At 69.5% G+C, this 15002-nt stretch carries 14 protein-coding genes; 10 read left to right on the top strand and 4 right to left on the bottom strand.

Annotated elements, in window-relative coordinates:
• Nucleotides 1-69: 69 nt before the first annotated feature.
• Complete coding sequence (locus BUS84_RS26340) at nt 70-714, bottom strand: FMN-dependent NADH-azoreductase (RefSeq protein WP_244298738.1); 645 nt, start codon at nt 712-714, stop codon at nt 70-72.
• 82 nt (nt 715-796) lie between these two features.
• Here BUS84_RS26340 and BUS84_RS26335 point away from each other — a divergent pair, with 82 nt between their 5' ends.
• Nucleotides 797-1285 (top strand): MarR family winged helix-turn-helix transcriptional regulator, encoded by a 489-nt coding sequence (locus BUS84_RS26335; RefSeq protein ID WP_143728517.1) that lies wholly within the window; start codon nt 797-799, stop codon nt 1283-1285.
• 9 nt (nt 1286-1294) lie between these two features.
• On the opposite strand, the gene BUS84_RS26330 is transcribed toward BUS84_RS26335, so the two are convergent.
• The gene (locus BUS84_RS26330) at nt 1295-2308 is read right to left on the bottom strand and encodes a potassium channel family protein (RefSeq protein ID WP_074316452.1); all 1014 of its coding nucleotides are present in this window, start codon (nt 2306-2308) and stop codon (nt 1295-1297) included.
• A 168-nt stretch (nt 2309-2476) separates the two neighbouring features.
• On the opposite strand from BUS84_RS26330, the gene BUS84_RS26325 reads away from it, so the two are divergent.
• The 8 genes from BUS84_RS26325 (at nt 2477) to BUS84_RS36785 (ending at nt 9036) form a co-directional block, all read left to right on the top strand.
• Nucleotides 2477-2989, top strand: a complete 513-nt coding sequence (locus BUS84_RS26325; RefSeq protein WP_244298737.1) for a SigE family RNA polymerase sigma factor — start codon at nt 2477-2479, stop codon at nt 2987-2989.
• Nucleotides 2990-3002: 13 nt separating this feature from the next.
• Complete coding sequence (locus tag BUS84_RS26320; protein WP_074316449.1) at nt 3003-4136, top strand: hypothetical protein; 1134 nt, start codon at nt 3003-3005, stop codon at nt 4134-4136.
• A gap of 111 nt (nt 4137-4247) precedes the next feature.
• The gene (locus tag BUS84_RS40950; RefSeq protein WP_074316447.1) at nt 4248-4745 is read left to right on the top strand and encodes a helix-turn-helix domain-containing protein; all 498 of its coding nucleotides are present in this window, start codon (nt 4248-4250) and stop codon (nt 4743-4745) included.
• 134 nt (nt 4746-4879) lie between these two features.
• A complete protein-coding gene (locus tag BUS84_RS26310) occupies nt 4880-5479 on the top strand; it encodes a ClpP family protease (protein WP_074316444.1) in 600 nt (199 codons plus the stop codon).
• A gap of 436 nt (nt 5480-5915) precedes the next feature.
• Complete coding sequence (locus tag BUS84_RS26300) at nt 5916-6680, top strand: hypothetical protein (protein WP_143728516.1); 765 nt, start codon at nt 5916-5918, stop codon at nt 6678-6680.
• Nucleotides 6681-6971: 291 nt separating this feature from the next.
• Nucleotides 6972-7403 carry a hypothetical protein gene (locus tag BUS84_RS26295; RefSeq protein ID WP_074316439.1) on the top strand — a complete coding sequence of 144 codons (432 nt, stop codon included), beginning with the start codon at nt 6972-6974 and terminating at the stop codon, nt 7401-7403.
• 414 nt (nt 7404-7817) lie between these two features.
• On the top strand, nt 7818-8315 hold the full coding sequence (locus tag BUS84_RS26290; protein ID WP_074316438.1) for a barstar family protein: 498 nt from the start codon (nt 7818-7820) through the stop codon (nt 8313-8315).
• Nucleotides 8316-8730: 415 nt separating this feature from the next.
• The gene (locus BUS84_RS36785) at nt 8731-9036 is read left to right on the top strand and encodes a hypothetical protein (RefSeq protein WP_084757599.1); all 306 of its coding nucleotides are present in this window, start codon (nt 8731-8733) and stop codon (nt 9034-9036) included.
• A gap of 558 nt (nt 9037-9594) precedes the next feature.
• On the opposite strand, the gene BUS84_RS26275 is transcribed toward BUS84_RS36785, so the two are convergent.
• On the bottom strand, nt 9595-11415 hold the full coding sequence (locus BUS84_RS26275) for a CocE/NonD family hydrolase (protein WP_074316434.1): 1821 nt from the start codon (nt 11413-11415) through the stop codon (nt 9595-9597).
• Nucleotides 11416-11580: 165 nt separating this feature from the next.
• Nucleotides 11581-14193, bottom strand: a complete 2613-nt coding sequence (locus BUS84_RS26270) for a M36 family metallopeptidase (protein ID WP_244298736.1) — start codon at nt 14191-14193, stop codon at nt 11581-11583.
• Between the two features lie 500 nt (nt 14194-14693).
• Between BUS84_RS26270 and BUS84_RS26265 the strand changes: the two genes are divergently transcribed.
• Nucleotides 14694-15002, top strand: a complete 309-nt coding sequence (locus BUS84_RS26265; RefSeq protein WP_074316430.1) for a hypothetical protein — start codon at nt 14694-14696, stop codon at nt 15000-15002.

The following is a 15002-nucleotide window of genomic DNA, read 5'->3' as shown; positions in this document are numbered from 1 at the left end:
GCGCATGGCGGGCGGTGGCTGGCCTTTCGGTGCGGAACGGCCAGCCACCGTCCGAACGGGAGGCTTCGGTCAGCGCTGCGCGGAAGCCGGCAGCCAGAGGTTGTCGATCTCCTTTTCGGTCGCCGCGAGGCTCGCCTCGTGCAGCGGGATCAGCTCGGCCATCGCCGGTACCGACGGGGCGAGTGTCAGCTCGGTGCTGATGAAGCGCGGCTCCATGCCGGTCAGCGAGAGGCCGTGCGGAAGCCAGGGCTCGGCGTGGTCCCAGCCGTAGCGGGGGGTGCCCTCGCCGTAGCCGCCACCCCGGGTGGCCAGCACGACGAACTCCCGCCCGCCGAGCAGCCCCTGCTGGGACGCCGGGTCGTATGCCAGGCCCGGCACGATCAGGTGGTCGACCCAGGCCTTGACGCTGCTGGGCGCGCCGTAGTTGTAGAGCGGCAGCCCGAGCAGCACCACGTCGGCCTGTTTCACCTCGTGGACCAGCTGCTCGCTGAGCTCCCAGGATTCGCGCTGGGCCGGGGTGTGCTGGTCTGCGGGCGTCATCCGGGCCAGGCCACCGGCCGCGTCCAGGTGCGGCAGCGGCTCGGTGCCCAGGTCCCGGTACGTCACCGTGCCGTCGGGGTGGGCCGCCTGCCAGACGGCGACGGCGCGGGCGGTGAGCCGTCGACTGACGGACCATTCGCCACGGATGCTCGAATCGATATGCAGCAGATTCATTATTCCCCCTCCAGGGATCGTATGTGAAGCACCAACTATTTATAGCAGGCCGATGTTCCGTCGGCTCGGTAGACTGGCTCACATGTCCGCCGCGCCGCTCGACCCCTCGGAGCACCGTTCCGGCGCGCTGCTGGACCACCTGGCCCGGCGGATGCGGCTGCGGTCGGAGTCGGTGCTGGCGCCGCTGGGCCTGCGCCCGCGGCATCTGGTCGCGCTCACCGTGCTGCGGGACGGCGGCGGAATCAGCCAACAGGCGCTCGCCGGCACCCTGGAGATGGACGGCACCAACATCGTCGGGCTGCTCAACGACCTGGAGGCGAAGCAGCTGATCGAGCGGCGACGCTCGCCCGAGGATCGTCGCCGGCACGTCGTCGAACTCACCGAAGACGGGGCAAAACGCCTCAGCGAGGCCGAGTGCGCCCTCGCCGGCGCCGAGAACGAGGTGTTGGGGCCGTTGGAACCGGACGAGCGGGAGACGCTCTACCTACTGCTCCGGCGGGCCACCGGGGCGGCAGCGACCAACTGCAGCGTGGCGATCTACTCGGACGGGTCACCCGACGACACGTGCTGAGCCGCGGGCTCAGACCCCCGAGGTCGACTGGGGGCGGTCGTCGCGGACGTGCACCAGCATGTCGCCGGTCTCGATCACCGCGCCGGCCCGGTCGGCCAGCGTGACCACCTTGCCCCGCCGGACCAGGGCGATCACCAGCGATTCCAGCTCACGCGGCGAACGACCCACCTCGTCCCGCTCCGCCGAACGCATGGCCAGCGCCATGCCCTGACCCGGGGTGAGCAGGTCCTCCACCACATCGATGAGCGGCGGCGCCGAGGTGGAGAGACCGAGCAGCCGACCGGCGGTGGCCGAGGAGACGATCACATGGTGGGCGCCGCTCTGCTTGAGCAGCGGCGCGTTCTCCGCCTCCCGGGCAGCCGCGATGATGCGGACCTGACCGGCGGTGAGCTGCCGCACGGTCAGCGCCACCAGCACCGAGGCGTCATCACTGTCGGTCGCGATGATCACAGCCTTCGCGTTGCGGACGTGCGCCTCGTTGAGCACCGACGACCGGGTCGCCGAGCCCTCGATGGCGACCAGCCCGGCCGAGGTGGCCTGCCGCAGGGCGGCGCTGCTGCGCTCCACCACCACGATCCTCGACCGGTCCAGGCCGTTCTCCATCAGGGCGGAGACCGCGCTGCGGCCCTTGGTGCCGTAGCCGCAGATGATGACGTGGTCCTTCACGGTTCTCCTCCACCGCGACAGGCGACGGCCGGTCCGGTACTGCTCGGTCAGGACTTCCAGGGTGGTACCGACCAGGATGATCAGGAAGAGCACCCGGGCGGGCGTGACGAAGAGGACGTTGACCAGCCGGGCCGACTGCGCGGCCGGGGTGATGTCCCCGTAGCCGGTGGTGGAGAGCGAGACCACCGCGTAGTAGAAGCAGTCCAGCAGCGTCAGGCCGTCCTCGTTGACGTCGCGGTAGCCGTCCCGGTCCAGGTAGACCGCGCTGACCACGGCCAAGACCAGGCCCAGGGCGGCGGCCAGCCGTAGGCTCAACGCGCTCAGCGGACCCCGGCGCTGCGCAGGAAAATGGATCACCGTCGAACCTGCTCCGCCGCCGTCGCCTGCACGCCCACAACATAGCCGGTACGGCTCGGTCCCCAGCCCGGGGTGGCCGACCGGGCAACCGATCGCGGCACCGGGCCCGACTACCAGGCGACAGCGACGAACCGGTCGAGGCCGGCAGACGGAGGGGGCACGACCCTCGTGACGAGAAGCGGCGAACGCGACGGCGGGGCCGACGACGAGTACACCGAGTACATCCGGTCCCGGATGGTCCAGTGGCGTCGGACCGCGTACCTGATGTGCGGGGACTGGGACCGGGGCGACGACATCCTGCAACGGGTCCTCACCGACCTGTACCGCACCTGGGCACGGGCCCGCCGAGCCGACCACCTGGACGCCCTGGTGCGCACCATGCTGCTTCGGCGGCTGATCGACGAGCGACGCCTGCGCTGGTCCCGGGTCCGGCTCGGCGCCGCGCTGCCCGAACAGGCGACCTCCTCCCCCGACCCCACGGACCGGATCACCCTTGTCGGCGCGCTACGTCGGGTCCCGCCCCGCCAGCGCGCGGTGCTGGTGCTGCGGTACTTCCAGGACCTCAGCGTCGAGGAGACCGCGCAGGCCATGGGCTGCTCGGCGGGCACCGTGAAGAGCCAGGCCGCCAAGGGCCTGGCGACCCTGCGCACACTGCTCACCCCCAGCCTCACCGGCAACTGAGAGGAGCGACGAGATGCTGGACGAACGCCAGATGGGCGACCTGATGCTCGCCGAGGTCGAGTCGACCGAGACACCCTCCCGGGTGCTCGACGTGGACCGGGCGATGAGCACCGCGCGCCGCCAACGTCGCGCGGCCCGTGGCACCGGCGCGGTGCTGCTCGCAGCGGCGCTGACCGTGGGCGCGCTAACCGTGCCCGACCTGCTGACCCCGGATCGCCCACCGGCCACGATGCCGTCCGGCGACGCTGGGAAGGAGGACGCTGGGAAGGAGGCGGTGACCGGCCTGCCGGCGGCGTTGACCACGGTCGACCCCGCGCGGGTGTACGTCCGGTTCGGCTGGCTGCCAGCCGGGATGCGCGATCTCCAGTACCAGGCCGGGCTGCTGCTCGGTGGCCCCGGGGTCTACCTCAGTGCGTCCAGCAGCCACAGCGGCGACGGCCCGCGGCAGGGCGTCGCGGTCACGCTCTACCCGCAGGGGTTGGAGCCGCCGGCACCGCAGCGCGACAGCGGTGAGCCGGCCACCGTGACCGGCACCAGCTACGGACCCGAGCTGAACGGCGCGGCCAGCAGCTTCGTCGCGTACTCCGGTGCGGAGGCTCCGGAGGCGATCCTGCGCTGGCGGTACGCCCCGGACGGCTGGGCGCAGCTGCGCCTGGTCGGCCCGGCGGCCGCCACGGACACTGCCGCGCGCGTGGCCCGGTCGCTGCGCTTCGACGACGGCCCGGTCCAACTGCCGGGGAAGGTCGCCGGCGTCCCTGCCGGCCTACGCCTGATCACCGTCAACGTCAGCGAGTCACTGGAGCAGCCCGGATACTGGTACGCCAGCACGCAGTGGTCCCCGGAGCCGGCCAGCGCCGAGCCCGGCCGGCAGCGGGCCCGCACACTCAGTGTCAGCATCTCCCGGTACCGGCACGTCGCCGACCCGTCCGACAAGGCGTACGTCGACCCGAACACCACGGTCGACGGGCATCCGGCGAAGTTCGGCGGACAGGACGGCAACGAGTCGCTGACCGTCTACGACGTCAACGGGGCGACCGTGACGATCGACGACGACGCCCTGCTGCCCGCGGGCGGCACCCGGGCCCTGTTCCGCGCGGTCACGCTGGTGCCCGAGCCGGCCACCTGGCACACCCACCTGGGCCGATGAGGCGTCGGGTCCGCGTCGACGCGTCGGCGCGGACCCGCACGGGTCGGCCGCGAGAGCCAGGAACGGGCATGATGGGGGTGGCCATCCGACGACCGCGAAAGCGAGGCCCGCATGTCGTTGCTGCGACGAGTGATCGGCGGTGTGCTGCGCCGCCACCGTCAGCGCCAGGGCCGCACGCTGCGCGATCTGGCCCAGTCGGCCGGCGTCTCCGTGCCCTACCTCTCGGAGGTGGAGCGGGGGCGGAAGGAAGCCTCGTCCGAGGTGCTCGCGGCGATCTGCCGGGCGCTCGGCATCAGCCTCTCTGACCTGCTCGGGGAGGCCCGCGACGACATGCGCCGGGTCGAGCCGCGCATCCCGGCCGCGCCGCGGGCGGTGTTGAACCGGCTTGAGCGGGTCGAAATGGCTCGACGCGACACCGGCAACCACACCCTGCGGGTGGGCCCGCGCACCTCCGGGCCGATCCTGCACCGGGGGCCGGGGGCGGCCGGCCCGACCCTGCACGTCGGGGCGATGGCCTCCACCGGTGGCCTGCGCCCCGGTCCGCGTACCACCGCCCTGCGGGGCTGCGCGCGGGCCTGGGCGGGTGCGCGGCGGCTCACCGCCGCGTAGGCCGCGCCGGTTCTGCCATCGGCGGATCTGCCACCGGCAGAATCCCTGGGCAGCCACCACCGCCGCACGCACGCTGGAGGAGCCGGTCCACCGGGCGGCCCCTCCGCCCGCCGGCACGGTGGAAGGCGGGCGTGATGATCGGGTACGGCGTGCGGATGCTGGACGGCGGGCAGCCGTCCTTCGGTGACCAGGTGTTCGAGCGGCTGTTACGGGAGCGGATCGTCTTCCTCGGCACCGAGGTGACCGAGGAATCGGCCAACCAGATCTGTGCCCAGATCCTGCTGCTCGCCGCCGAGGACGCCGATCGGGACATCTACCTCTACATCAACTCGCCGGGAGGCTCGGTGAGCGCCGGGATGGCGGTCTACGACACGATGCGCTACGTCCGCAACGACGTGGCCACGCTGGCACTGGGGTTCGCCGGCTCTATGGGGCAGTTCCTGCTCTGCGCCGGTGCGGCCGGCAAGCGGTACGCGCTGCCGCACTCGCGGATCATGATGCACCAGCCGTCCGGCGGGATGGGCGGCACCGCCTCGGACATCAGGATCCAGGCGGAGAACATGCTGCACGTGAAGCAGACCATGCAGGAGCTGATCGCGCAGCACAGTGGACGGACGCTGGCCGAGATCCAGCGTGACTGGGACCGCGACCGCTGGTTCACCGCCGAACAGGCCCTGGAGTACGGCCTGGTCGACCGGGTGCTCACCCGGGCTGAGCAGCTACCGGCGGTCTGACCCGCGGCAGCGGCCGGCGATGGTCCCGCCGGCCGCTGCCGCGACCACGGTGGGGCGTCGCCGGTGCTGGTGGTGGCAGCTTGTCGAGCGCTTTGGACCCGTGCCCATGCCGGACGCGGCCCCCTCGATCCGCGTCCGACCAGGCACGGGGCGGGTCCGGGTAATGCGGACCCGATACGTCGGAGCCTATTCCCACCGGTGGGAATAGGCTCGGCTCGCTAGGCGCAGCGCATTTCCCCGGATTCTCGTTACAGAGATATATGTAAATTTGATGCGCCCGCCAGTAGACTCTGATACGTCGTCTGGTGGCGTTCGGCTTTGAGGGCTCGACGTGTGCGTGACAGATCGGCATCAGCGGTTGACCAGCATCTCGGCATCCCGGCGGGGGGTGATGCCCGCGAGAATCGGCCAGCGGCCGTCCGTTAGGGTCACGTCTATGCGTCGACTGATCCCAACCCTTTCGATCGCCCTCGCCGTCGCCCTCGTGGCGGGCTGTGGCACCAACTCCGGCGGCGACTCCGCCGCGCCCGCATCCGCCCCCGCAACGTCCAAAGCCGACCCGGTCACCACCATCCGGGAGGCCATGGATCGCAGCCTCGCCGGCACGGTCACCATGGACGCTTCGGTCAAGGCCGGCACCCAATCGATCACTCTCAGCGGAAAGATGGATCCGGCCTCCCGGGCGGTCCAAGTCACCGGCAACGCCCCGGAGCCGATGGAGGCTCGGCTGATCGGCGACGCCGCCTACATCAAGTCGGACTCGCTCGAGGGCGAGAAGCCGTGGATGAAGATCGACCTCACCAAGCTCAGGCCGACCAGCTCGCTGCGCCAGTCCTTCGACATCAAGGCGCAGACCGGCATCATCGGCGGCGTCGTGTCCGCGCAGGAGGTGGGCGACGGCCGCTACACCGGCACCGCCGACCTGAGCAAGGCGGCCGAGGCCGCCAGTGCCGATGGCGGCACGCGCGAGGGCCTGGAGTCGTCAGCGAAGCTGGCGAAGGACCCGAAGGCGATCCCGTTTGAAGCAACTGTCGACGCGGACGGTCGTCTCACCGCGCTGTCCTACACGATCGCCACGAAGACCGTGGGCGACCTGGTCACCGACATGCGCATGAGCGGCTTCGGCGAGAAGGTCTCGGTGGCGGCGCCGCCCGCCAACGAGATTGAGGCGGCCTCCGCGGAGATGTACAAGTTCCTCTGATCCGATGGAAGACGCGTTGCCCTCCGGATGATCCGGAGGGCACCGACTGTTCCCGGGGGATCACCATCGCCGCGATCAGTCGTCGCGATCGGCCGCGTGCGCGACCGGCGGTTGCGCGCTTTGCCGTCGTGGCGGCGAGGATCCCGTACGCGGCGGTGACCAGTCCGAGGGCGGCCGTGGCCCCGTTGACGTACCCGGCACGGACGAAGTGACGTACGTGCCGGTTCCTGCTCCTGACCGGGGAGGCAGTGCCTTTGGCGTGTAAGCATCGACCGCTGTAGGGTGCGTGCCGTGGGATACCTGGTGCAGCCTTCAGGCCGTCTGAACCTCCCGGGGTCGGACGAGGTCGCCGCTGTGGCCGCTGTCAAGGCGGCCATGGCGGTACGAGATGGTTGGTTCACACCGGATTTGTTTCCTTCACATGACACCCTGGCCGACATGGCGGAGGCGGCCGGAGCCTCGATCATCCGCGACGGAGACTGGGTCGAATTTGGTTACGACGACGAGGGTGACCCGAAGTGGTCGGACCAGGCCACGGCCTTCTACGTCGCGATTGCGCCGTTCGTTCGGTCGGGAATCGTCCATATCGAGGGCGAAGATGGCGCCGGCTGGTCCTACACCTACGCTGACGGGCAGATCACTCAACGGGGTTGGAACGGTTGGGATGGATCCGTCGAGCCGTTTGGCGAACATGTGAATTTCCCTCCCATGGACCGCCCATAGGCGCCAGCGGCGACGCCGAACTTGCCGTTCGTGCTGCTCCTGGTCGCACCGACCCTGATCAGACCGCCACCGGAGTTCAGTGCGATGCCATACTGGAGTCGGAAGAGTGACCGAGGTCTACTGGGCCAGGTCCCTACGGAGGGCGGTGGCCCTCTCGGGGCGAAGGTGGCGAGGCGATCGGGCACGGAGCCCTGGAAGTTGATCAAGGCTCTGACGTGGTGCCCCCGGCAGGATTCGAACCTGCGACACACGGTTTAGGAAGGGTGTAGCGCCTGCTGGCGCAACCCTGGCCCTACCAGGACATACGCCCGGCGGCTCCCCGGCGACGCGCTTGATCATTCCGCGCATGTTCCGGATCTTGTCCGGGTCTGGCCCGTTGCTGCACTTCGCTGCTGCACGGGCTACCTTGCTGCCATGGTGGCCTTCACTGAGGCAGAGACCGAGCGACAGTGGGACTACGAGCTGCTTCAAGACGGCGCGGTCTCGGGATTCCGCGATGAGAAGCAGCTCGACCACGTTGTGCGGGAACTACAGAGGTTGGGCTACCGGGTTGCCCAGGCACATGGCGGCACTGGACCGACCATGCTCACCCATCTGCTCTCTCAGGTCGCGATGCGCTACTGCGGCTGGTCGGTCCAGAACCTGGATGCCTTCTGTGACACCCTGCGCTACATCGACTTCACGGGGGTTACGGGCTGGGCTCTGGTCATCCGCCAGTTTGACGAACCGTTCAGAGCCGATCCGGCATGGGCGCAGGCGGTCGCCGACATCATCGCCCAGGTCTCGTACGAGCACCTACTCATGGGCAACAGGTTCCTCGCGCTGTTGTACACCCGAGACCGCACCGTCAAGCTCGGCCGACTCGGCGGCCACGAACACTGGTGGCGCGAACCCCTCGGCAGGAATTCGTAGAAGCCCGGCACGAGACGGTGACGCGGACTTGAACCCCTAAGCCGCCTGTGGGCTCTCGGTCGACCTGGAACGGACCTATCGACGCTCTGAGCTTGGCCGGAGGCGTCAGCGTCTCTCGACGTTTCACATCTCTCGTGGCGCTCATCTGTACTGGCGTTGTACTAGATTAGATGATCACTCCAAGCTCATCGGTGCTGGATGAGGCAACCGCCAGTGGCCTCCGGTCGACCGAGTGGGAGCATGGCCGCGTGGACTTCGAGTTGGAGCCCCCCGACGGGGTTGGCCCATTGCGCCTGGGATGGCGCTCGATCACGCCCGGTCTGCCCTTGCTCAGCTCGGTTAGCTTGCTGGCCCGCTCTACGCGCATCGGCCTGGCGGCCTCGGGATTGGGGTCGATACCGGCGTCGGCGGGCGGGTGAACGCAGTCCAGCTCGATCGCCCGGACGAGCTGGACGTCGTCCGCTATCGCGGCGTTGATGTCTTCGGGCTTCCAGCTCTAGAGGTAGTCGAGCGGCTCCGACGGCATACTCGTGTAGTACCGGACGAAGACGAGGAGGGCTGCTTCGTCGCGCCGGATCTCCTCCTGTCCTTGTGGCGCGCGTTCGTCTCTGACGACCCGGAGGAGCCCCAGGGCTACTACTTCAACTCTGTCCTGGTAGCCAGGCCGGGTTACTACGACACTCCGGCCGAAGCCGCTCATCCAGTCCGCGCGTGTCGGTGATTCGGGACAGTCATCATCTTGGCTGGATGACCTGCTACTTCTGCGCGCAACTCTGAACACGTCTACGCGGGACTCGGTTCGCGAACTGGAATGCGCGCTGGGCTGGAGTGCCGGCGGGGTACGAGGAGTTCGTGACAACGCTCGGGCAGGGAACCTACTGCGAACCTGGTGCGGGTCTCGCCCCCCTCAACCATGAATGATGGCGACGACTAGCGATCTGTGGCGTCGAGCCGGGCGATGTGGGCAGAGTATTGGGCTTGGGGCGAGGAGACGCTCGCGCTGGGTGATATCCCGCTGCTCGTCCCGACTGGTGACACGGATACTGGAGACGAGATCGTCGCGCACCAGCACAGAGGCGTGTTCGTGCTGCCCCGGCATGACAACCAAGTCGTCCCTTGTGGTCCGATGCTCATGGACGTGCTCGACCACTATGAGCCAGACACCAGGTGGCAAGGGATCCAACCACCGCAACGCGGCAGCCTCTCCTGACACCGACGAGAGGATATCCGGAGGTGTCAGGACCAGCGCACGTGGCGTGCGCTGGTCCTGAACCGCTGCTCAGAGTCGGAATGTCGGCGTGCCCGGCTCCGGGAAGGTGCGCGTGTACGCCTGGATGTAGCTGTCGAGGAACGGCGAGCGCTCCCCCGCGGTCGGCACGTCGTCCGCGGTGCTCTCCGTCGCCAGCCGCAGGACGGCGCCGGTCACGCTGATCGTGGCGCCCGACGGCGTGTCCCGCCAGCTCCCGGTCGTGATCGAGCCGATCTCGACCGCGAGCCGGTGCCCGGCCTGCAGCGTCCAGTCGGTCGACTTGAGGTCGAACCCAACCCGGCCCTTCTCGACCAGCGACACGTTCTCGTCGAACATCACCGCCGTGCCGTCGGGCGCGACGTCCCACACCTTGACCATGACGTTGCCCGCCGCACCAGCCGTGAGCTCGACGCGCGGCGTGGCGGTCAGCCGCGTCTCCTGCCGCACGACGTCGGACCACACGAGGTAGCTCGACGCCGGCTCCGCGGAGGCTGCGTCGGACGACGCCGACGGCGAGGCCGCCTTGCGCGTCGCCCCGAGCCCCTCGAGCCTCGGGGCGCTCTCCATGTCCCACTGCCCGTAGCTCTTCGGGAGGGCGAGCGTGGACGGCGACGACGCGTACGGCACGCCCGCGGCGCCGCCGTCGTCGACGTAGGTGCCGTTGCCGAGCGCCACGGTGATGCGGCGGTCGGGGGTCGGCCAGGTCGGCTCGGCCCGCCACTCGCCGAGGTTGTCCTCGATCGAGTAAGTGGGGTACGTCGTCGTCGGCTCCTCGCCCTTGAGGTACTGGTCGTAGAAGCTCATCACCTCGTCGAACCAACCCTCGCGGCCCATCGCCAGGCGTCCGTCGGACACGCGGTCGTTGCCGCGCACGTGGTCCCACTGGCCCAGCCAGCCGCGCTCGGGGCCGACGTGGTTCTCGAGGAACTCCTCCATCTCCTCGGGCTTGGTGTTGTTCTCGATGAAGCCCGCCGTGACGAACAGCGGAGTCGTCGTGCCCTCGGCCTTGGCTGCCATGTCGCGCGCCCGCCAGAAGGGGGCGTTCGGGTCCGGCTCGTAGTTGTCCGCGATGTTCTCGCTGAGGCACTCGGGGTGCGACTCCTCGTACCGGGCGTTGGCCTGGTAGCGCGAGGTGTCGTCGGCCAGCGGGTCCATCGTGGCGATGTTGTTGTAGGAGTTCGGCGTGCCGGTGGCGTTCGGGCGCGGCACCCCGTTGGAGAACAGGTAGTTGTACCCGGTCCAGATCGACTCCTGCGCCACGACCGCCTTGAGCTGCGGCATCTTGAGGTTGTTGCCCATCAGACCGGTGGCGCCATCGTACGACTTGCCGTACATGCCGACGTTGCCGTTCGACCACGGCTGCGAGGCGGACCACTCGATGGCCGCGCGGACGTCGTTCTGCTCGCCCGGGCCCTTGTTGTCGAGGCAGCCGGTGGACCCGCCGAACCCGCGCAGGTCGACCATGACGTACGTGAAGCCCTCGTCGAAGAGGTCGGCGCCCTCGAGGAAGTCGTTGAAGCGTGCCGACGGCCCGGGGTGGGTGAAGCCCTCGGGCCCGGTCTGCCCGGCGTGGCCGAAGTAGGGCCCGACGGCGAGGATGACGGGCGTCTTCGCGCCCGCCGGCAGTCCCTCGGGCCGCAGCACGTCGGCGTGCAGCTCGACCCCGTCCGTCGACGGGAAGTAGTGCTCCGTCCAGACCGAGCCCTCCGGGACCCGGTCGTTCTCCTCGTGGGTGATCCCCTCCGGCGGGGCCTCCGCCGCCGTCGCGGGGGCCGCCGCCGCGACCCCTCCCGTGAAGACGCTCGCGGTCAGCAGCACGCCGAGCGCCGCCGCCGTCATCCGTCTCTGCATCGATGTCTCCTCGTCGTCCGTGATGGGTGACTCTGGGTGACGCGGCGGGTCGCCGCGTCCAACGCGGCCGTACATCGGTCGCGGTTGGTCGGGTCTGGACGGACCGGAGGGAGCGTTCCGTTGGCCGGGACGCTCCCTCCGTTCGCTACCGATCGGTGCTGTGGCTCAGCTGGTGAACTTGAAGTAGGCGCGGTGCTGGAAGCCGTCGTCGAGGGTCAGGACGAACTCGCGGCAGGTGCCGGCCCAGGCGGGGTCGGTCTTCCACGGGTACAGGTACTGGCCGTTCGCGGCGACGGTCATCGCGGACCCGCCCGGGGTCTGCGCCGCGACCGGCGTGGGCCGGGGCGTGATCGGCCCGTCCGGGTTGACGGTCTTGAGGGTGTCGCAGTCCACCAGCCGGGAGTACGGGGAGTTGCTGGCTAGGATGTCCAGACCCCGGTTGGCGGCCAGCTTGAACCGCAGCGGCACCGCGTCACCCGCGTCGACCTCGTTCAGCGCCGGCTGCGCGGCCAGCTCGGTGAAGTCACCCCGGCAGGACGGGTGCGTGTCGAACGCCTCGGTGTTGTCGTCCCGGTTCGTGGTGCCCTGCACCGCGCTGTAACCCAGACCGCGGCGGGCGAACGACGCCCACAGCGTGCAGGCGTTCTCGCCACCGGTCAACGCCGCGTCCGCGGCGATGATGGCGTTGCGACCGGTCACGAAGCCCGGGCCACAGCCCTGCATCTTCAGCCCGTCGATCACGAGCTGCATGGAGAGGTTGTTACCGCCGGTCTCCCATGAGTCGTAGACGTTCGGGTTCAGCCCGTGCTTGTCGATGAGGTCCCAGGTCATGTCCCAGAGGACCGACGCCCAACCGTGACCGATGCCGTGCGGCGCGGCCAGGGAGGTGCCGTTCAGCCAACCGCCGGTCTTGATGCTGTCGTACGTGAAGGGCTGTACCTCCATGTTGCGCGAGTACGGCCGCGGCCGGAGACCGTTACCGCTCCGGTTCTCCTGGAACAGGACGTACGGCACCAGGCCGCGCTGACCGTCGGCCGTGTCGAGCCTCGGGTCGAGCAGGGTGGTGACGGCGAAGTAGTCGCTCCAGCCCTCGCCCATCTGCTCGTTGCCGGTCAGGCAGTTGATCGTCGGGCCGCCGGTGAGCCGGTTGGAGATGCCGTGACTGTACTCGTGGATGATGATGCCGGCGTCGAGGTCGCCGTCGCGGATGCCCGGGTGGTTCGGGTGCTTGCGCACCGACCCGGTGACGTCGCCGGCGGCGATCGCGGCCTTGATGGTCGCCCCGTCGGCCTGGGTCACGGCGATCGCCGGGATGGTGACCGGCGCGGTCGTCATGGAACCGGTCAGCACCGGCGCGGCCCCGGCGGCGTTGTGCGCGACCACGACCGCCTTGGCGCCGAGGGACTCGGCGACCTGGGTGCGCTGCAGGTAGCTGCAGGCGGCGGTGCCGCCGTCGACCACCGCGATCCAGTCGCCGCTCGGCAGCGTGCCGGGGTACGCGTCCGCCGCACAGCCGGTGCCGCCGTACACGAACTGGCCGGACCGGCCGGCCGCCGAAAGCGCCGGGCTGAACCGCGACCACGACGCGTCGAAGGAACCGACGCCATTGACGACGACCTGGTTCTGAGCGCCGAACTGGTTGCCCGGCCACAGGTACATCTGCATCCGTGGGGTACCCGTGCCGTCCATCGCCGGCGTCGAGAAGTTCGCGTTGTTCGTGCCGTTGCCGTCCGCGGCCTCGGCGCGCACGTAGTCGCCGGCCGCGCCGCCGCGACTGTAGTTGTTGACCTGGAAGTTGCCCGACGCCTCGTCGAAGCCGTAGAGGTAGGAGACGTCGTGGATGATGTTGTTCCAGTAGAAGAGGTTGGCCGTCGCCGCGTCCCGGTAGTTCTGCGGGTTCTCCGCTAGGTCGAGCGGGAAGTCGAAGCTCAGACCGGCCCCGCCGTTGGGGCTGCTGCCGAAGTCCGCGGCGTTGTTGACGTCCTGGTCCTGGTACGCGTGGACGTTGTTGCCCTGGGTGGTGGTGTGCTCGGCGCCCGGGACGCCGTCGGTGTCGTGCCAGCCGTACGGCGACGCGGTGCCGTCCGCCGGGTTGGTCACCAGGGTGCGCGGCCCGTCGTTCGGGCTCTCCGTCGGGTAGCCGTAGACCCGGTAGCTCGATCCGTCCTGCGCGGGGTTGCGGGTGCCCAGGCCGCTGGCGCCGGCCGGCAACGTCCGACCCTCCACCTGGCTCAGGGCGCCGGACAGCTCGTCGACGTGCTCGTGGGTGGTCCAGTCGTCGGCGTTGAGGAGTTCACCGGTCCGGGCGTCCACCGCCGCGTTCCACAGGTGCGCAGCCGACGAGTCGTCAATGACCAACTGCCACGCCGGGCGCAGCCCCTCGTCGGTCGGCTGCCACCCCAGCTTCGCCGGGATCGGCTGCTCCGAGATACCACTGCCGGACACCACGGTCCGCTTCGCCGCACCACCGGCCCGGCTCACCACCCGCGGATTCTTCGGCTTGGCCAGCTTCAGGCCCTTCGCGGCCGCCTCCACCGCCTGCACGGCGTCCAGCGACGCGGTCCCGGACACCTTCTCCGACAGACCCGACACCAGCGAGTCACCCACGAAGATCACACTGCCGTCACGAGCGACGTTCACCGTCGCCGTGGCACCGAAGACCTCCAGGTCCTTGTACCGCTGCGCCAGGTTCACATGCGTCACACCGTTGTGCCGACTCGTGTAGCGGGACGCCACCGCCAGATCACGCAGGTCGGCGTCGGTCACGCCGTACTGCACCGGGTTCGCCCGCAGATAGTCGATCGCGATGCTGTCCGGCGTCCCCTCGTTCGGACCAGTCAGAAAGATCGGATTCGACCTCGCCGCACCCTCCTCCGGAGCCGCCGAAGCGGACGACGTCGGAAGCGAGGTCAGAGCAACAACAAGAGTCGTGGACAACAACAAGGCCGCGGGACGGCGGCCACGGGACGGATGTTTGTTCGGCGGCACAGCTACTCCTCGGGGGTTGGCAACGTGGAGCGCCTACTCACGACCGCCGGGGGGCGGCCCGCCGCGGTGATTCGCGCCGCTCGCCCGGCGATTACTTTCCGTAATCGGTCCGTGCGAGTTGAGTTGCCCCGACGCTACGGTTTGACCTGCGGCCGATCATCGAACAACTGTTAAATATTTCGATCAATAGCTCCTACACCTGTCGTGCGGCGCCTTCCACCTGGCGGGGAAACGATGATCTTGCTAGCGGTGTCAGCATGGAGGTGGCGTCTCGGGTACGAGGAGGGGCCATGGCCTACGGGATCCTCAGCGCGATCGCGCACACCCTCGCCGGCGCGGCCCTCGGCGGCTGGCTCGGCGGGCCGCTCGGGCTGCTGGTCGGCGCGGCCCTCGGGCTGCTGCCCGGCATGATCTTCGGCCGGGCGATCGCCTCGACCCGGGTGTACCGCCCGGATGTGAAGGGCTTCCTGCTCTTCGTCGTCGACCACACCTGGAGCCTGCCGAACACCGTCGTCGGTGCCATCTACCTCGGCCCGCACCTGGCCGCCGGGCACTCGCTGGACGAGGCCACCTCCCGGCACAGCTGCCGACTCAATTGA

Source organism: Micromonospora cremea (assembly GCF_900143515.1).
Lineage (GTDB): Bacteria > Actinomycetota > Actinomycetes > Mycobacteriales > Micromonosporaceae > Micromonospora > Micromonospora cremea.
This window is presented reverse-complemented; position numbering and strand designations above follow the sequence as displayed.

Excerpts from the sequence above, each read along its gene's own strand:
- BUS84_RS26340 (WP_244298738.1), bottom strand. The coding sequence starts at position 714 with ATGAATCTGCTGCATATCGATTCGAGCATCCGTGGCGAATGGTCCGTC.
- BUS84_RS26275 (WP_074316434.1), bottom strand. The coding sequence starts at position 11,415 with ATGCAGAGACGGATGACGGCGGCGGCGCTCGGCGTGCTGCTGACCGCG.
- BUS84_RS26290 (WP_074316438.1), top strand. The coding sequence starts at position 7,818 with ATGGTGGCCTTCACTGAGGCAGAGACCGAGCGACAGTGGGACTACGAG.
- BUS84_RS26320 (WP_074316449.1), top strand. The coding sequence starts at position 3,003 with ATGCTGGACGAACGCCAGATGGGCGACCTGATGCTCGCCGAGGTCGAG.
- BUS84_RS26265 (WP_074316430.1), top strand. The coding sequence starts at position 14,694 with ATGGCCTACGGGATCCTCAGCGCGATCGCGCACACCCTCGCCGGCGCG.
- BUS84_RS26300 (WP_143728516.1), top strand. The coding sequence starts at position 5,916 with ATGCGTCGACTGATCCCAACCCTTTCGATCGCCCTCGCCGTCGCCCTC.
- BUS84_RS26335 (WP_143728517.1), top strand. The coding sequence starts at position 797 with ATGTCCGCCGCGCCGCTCGACCCCTCGGAGCACCGTTCCGGCGCGCTG.
- BUS84_RS26310 (WP_074316444.1), top strand. The coding sequence starts at position 4,880 with ATGATCGGGTACGGCGTGCGGATGCTGGACGGCGGGCAGCCGTCCTTC.
- BUS84_RS40950 (WP_074316447.1), top strand. The coding sequence starts at position 4,248 with ATGTCGTTGCTGCGACGAGTGATCGGCGGTGTGCTGCGCCGCCACCGT.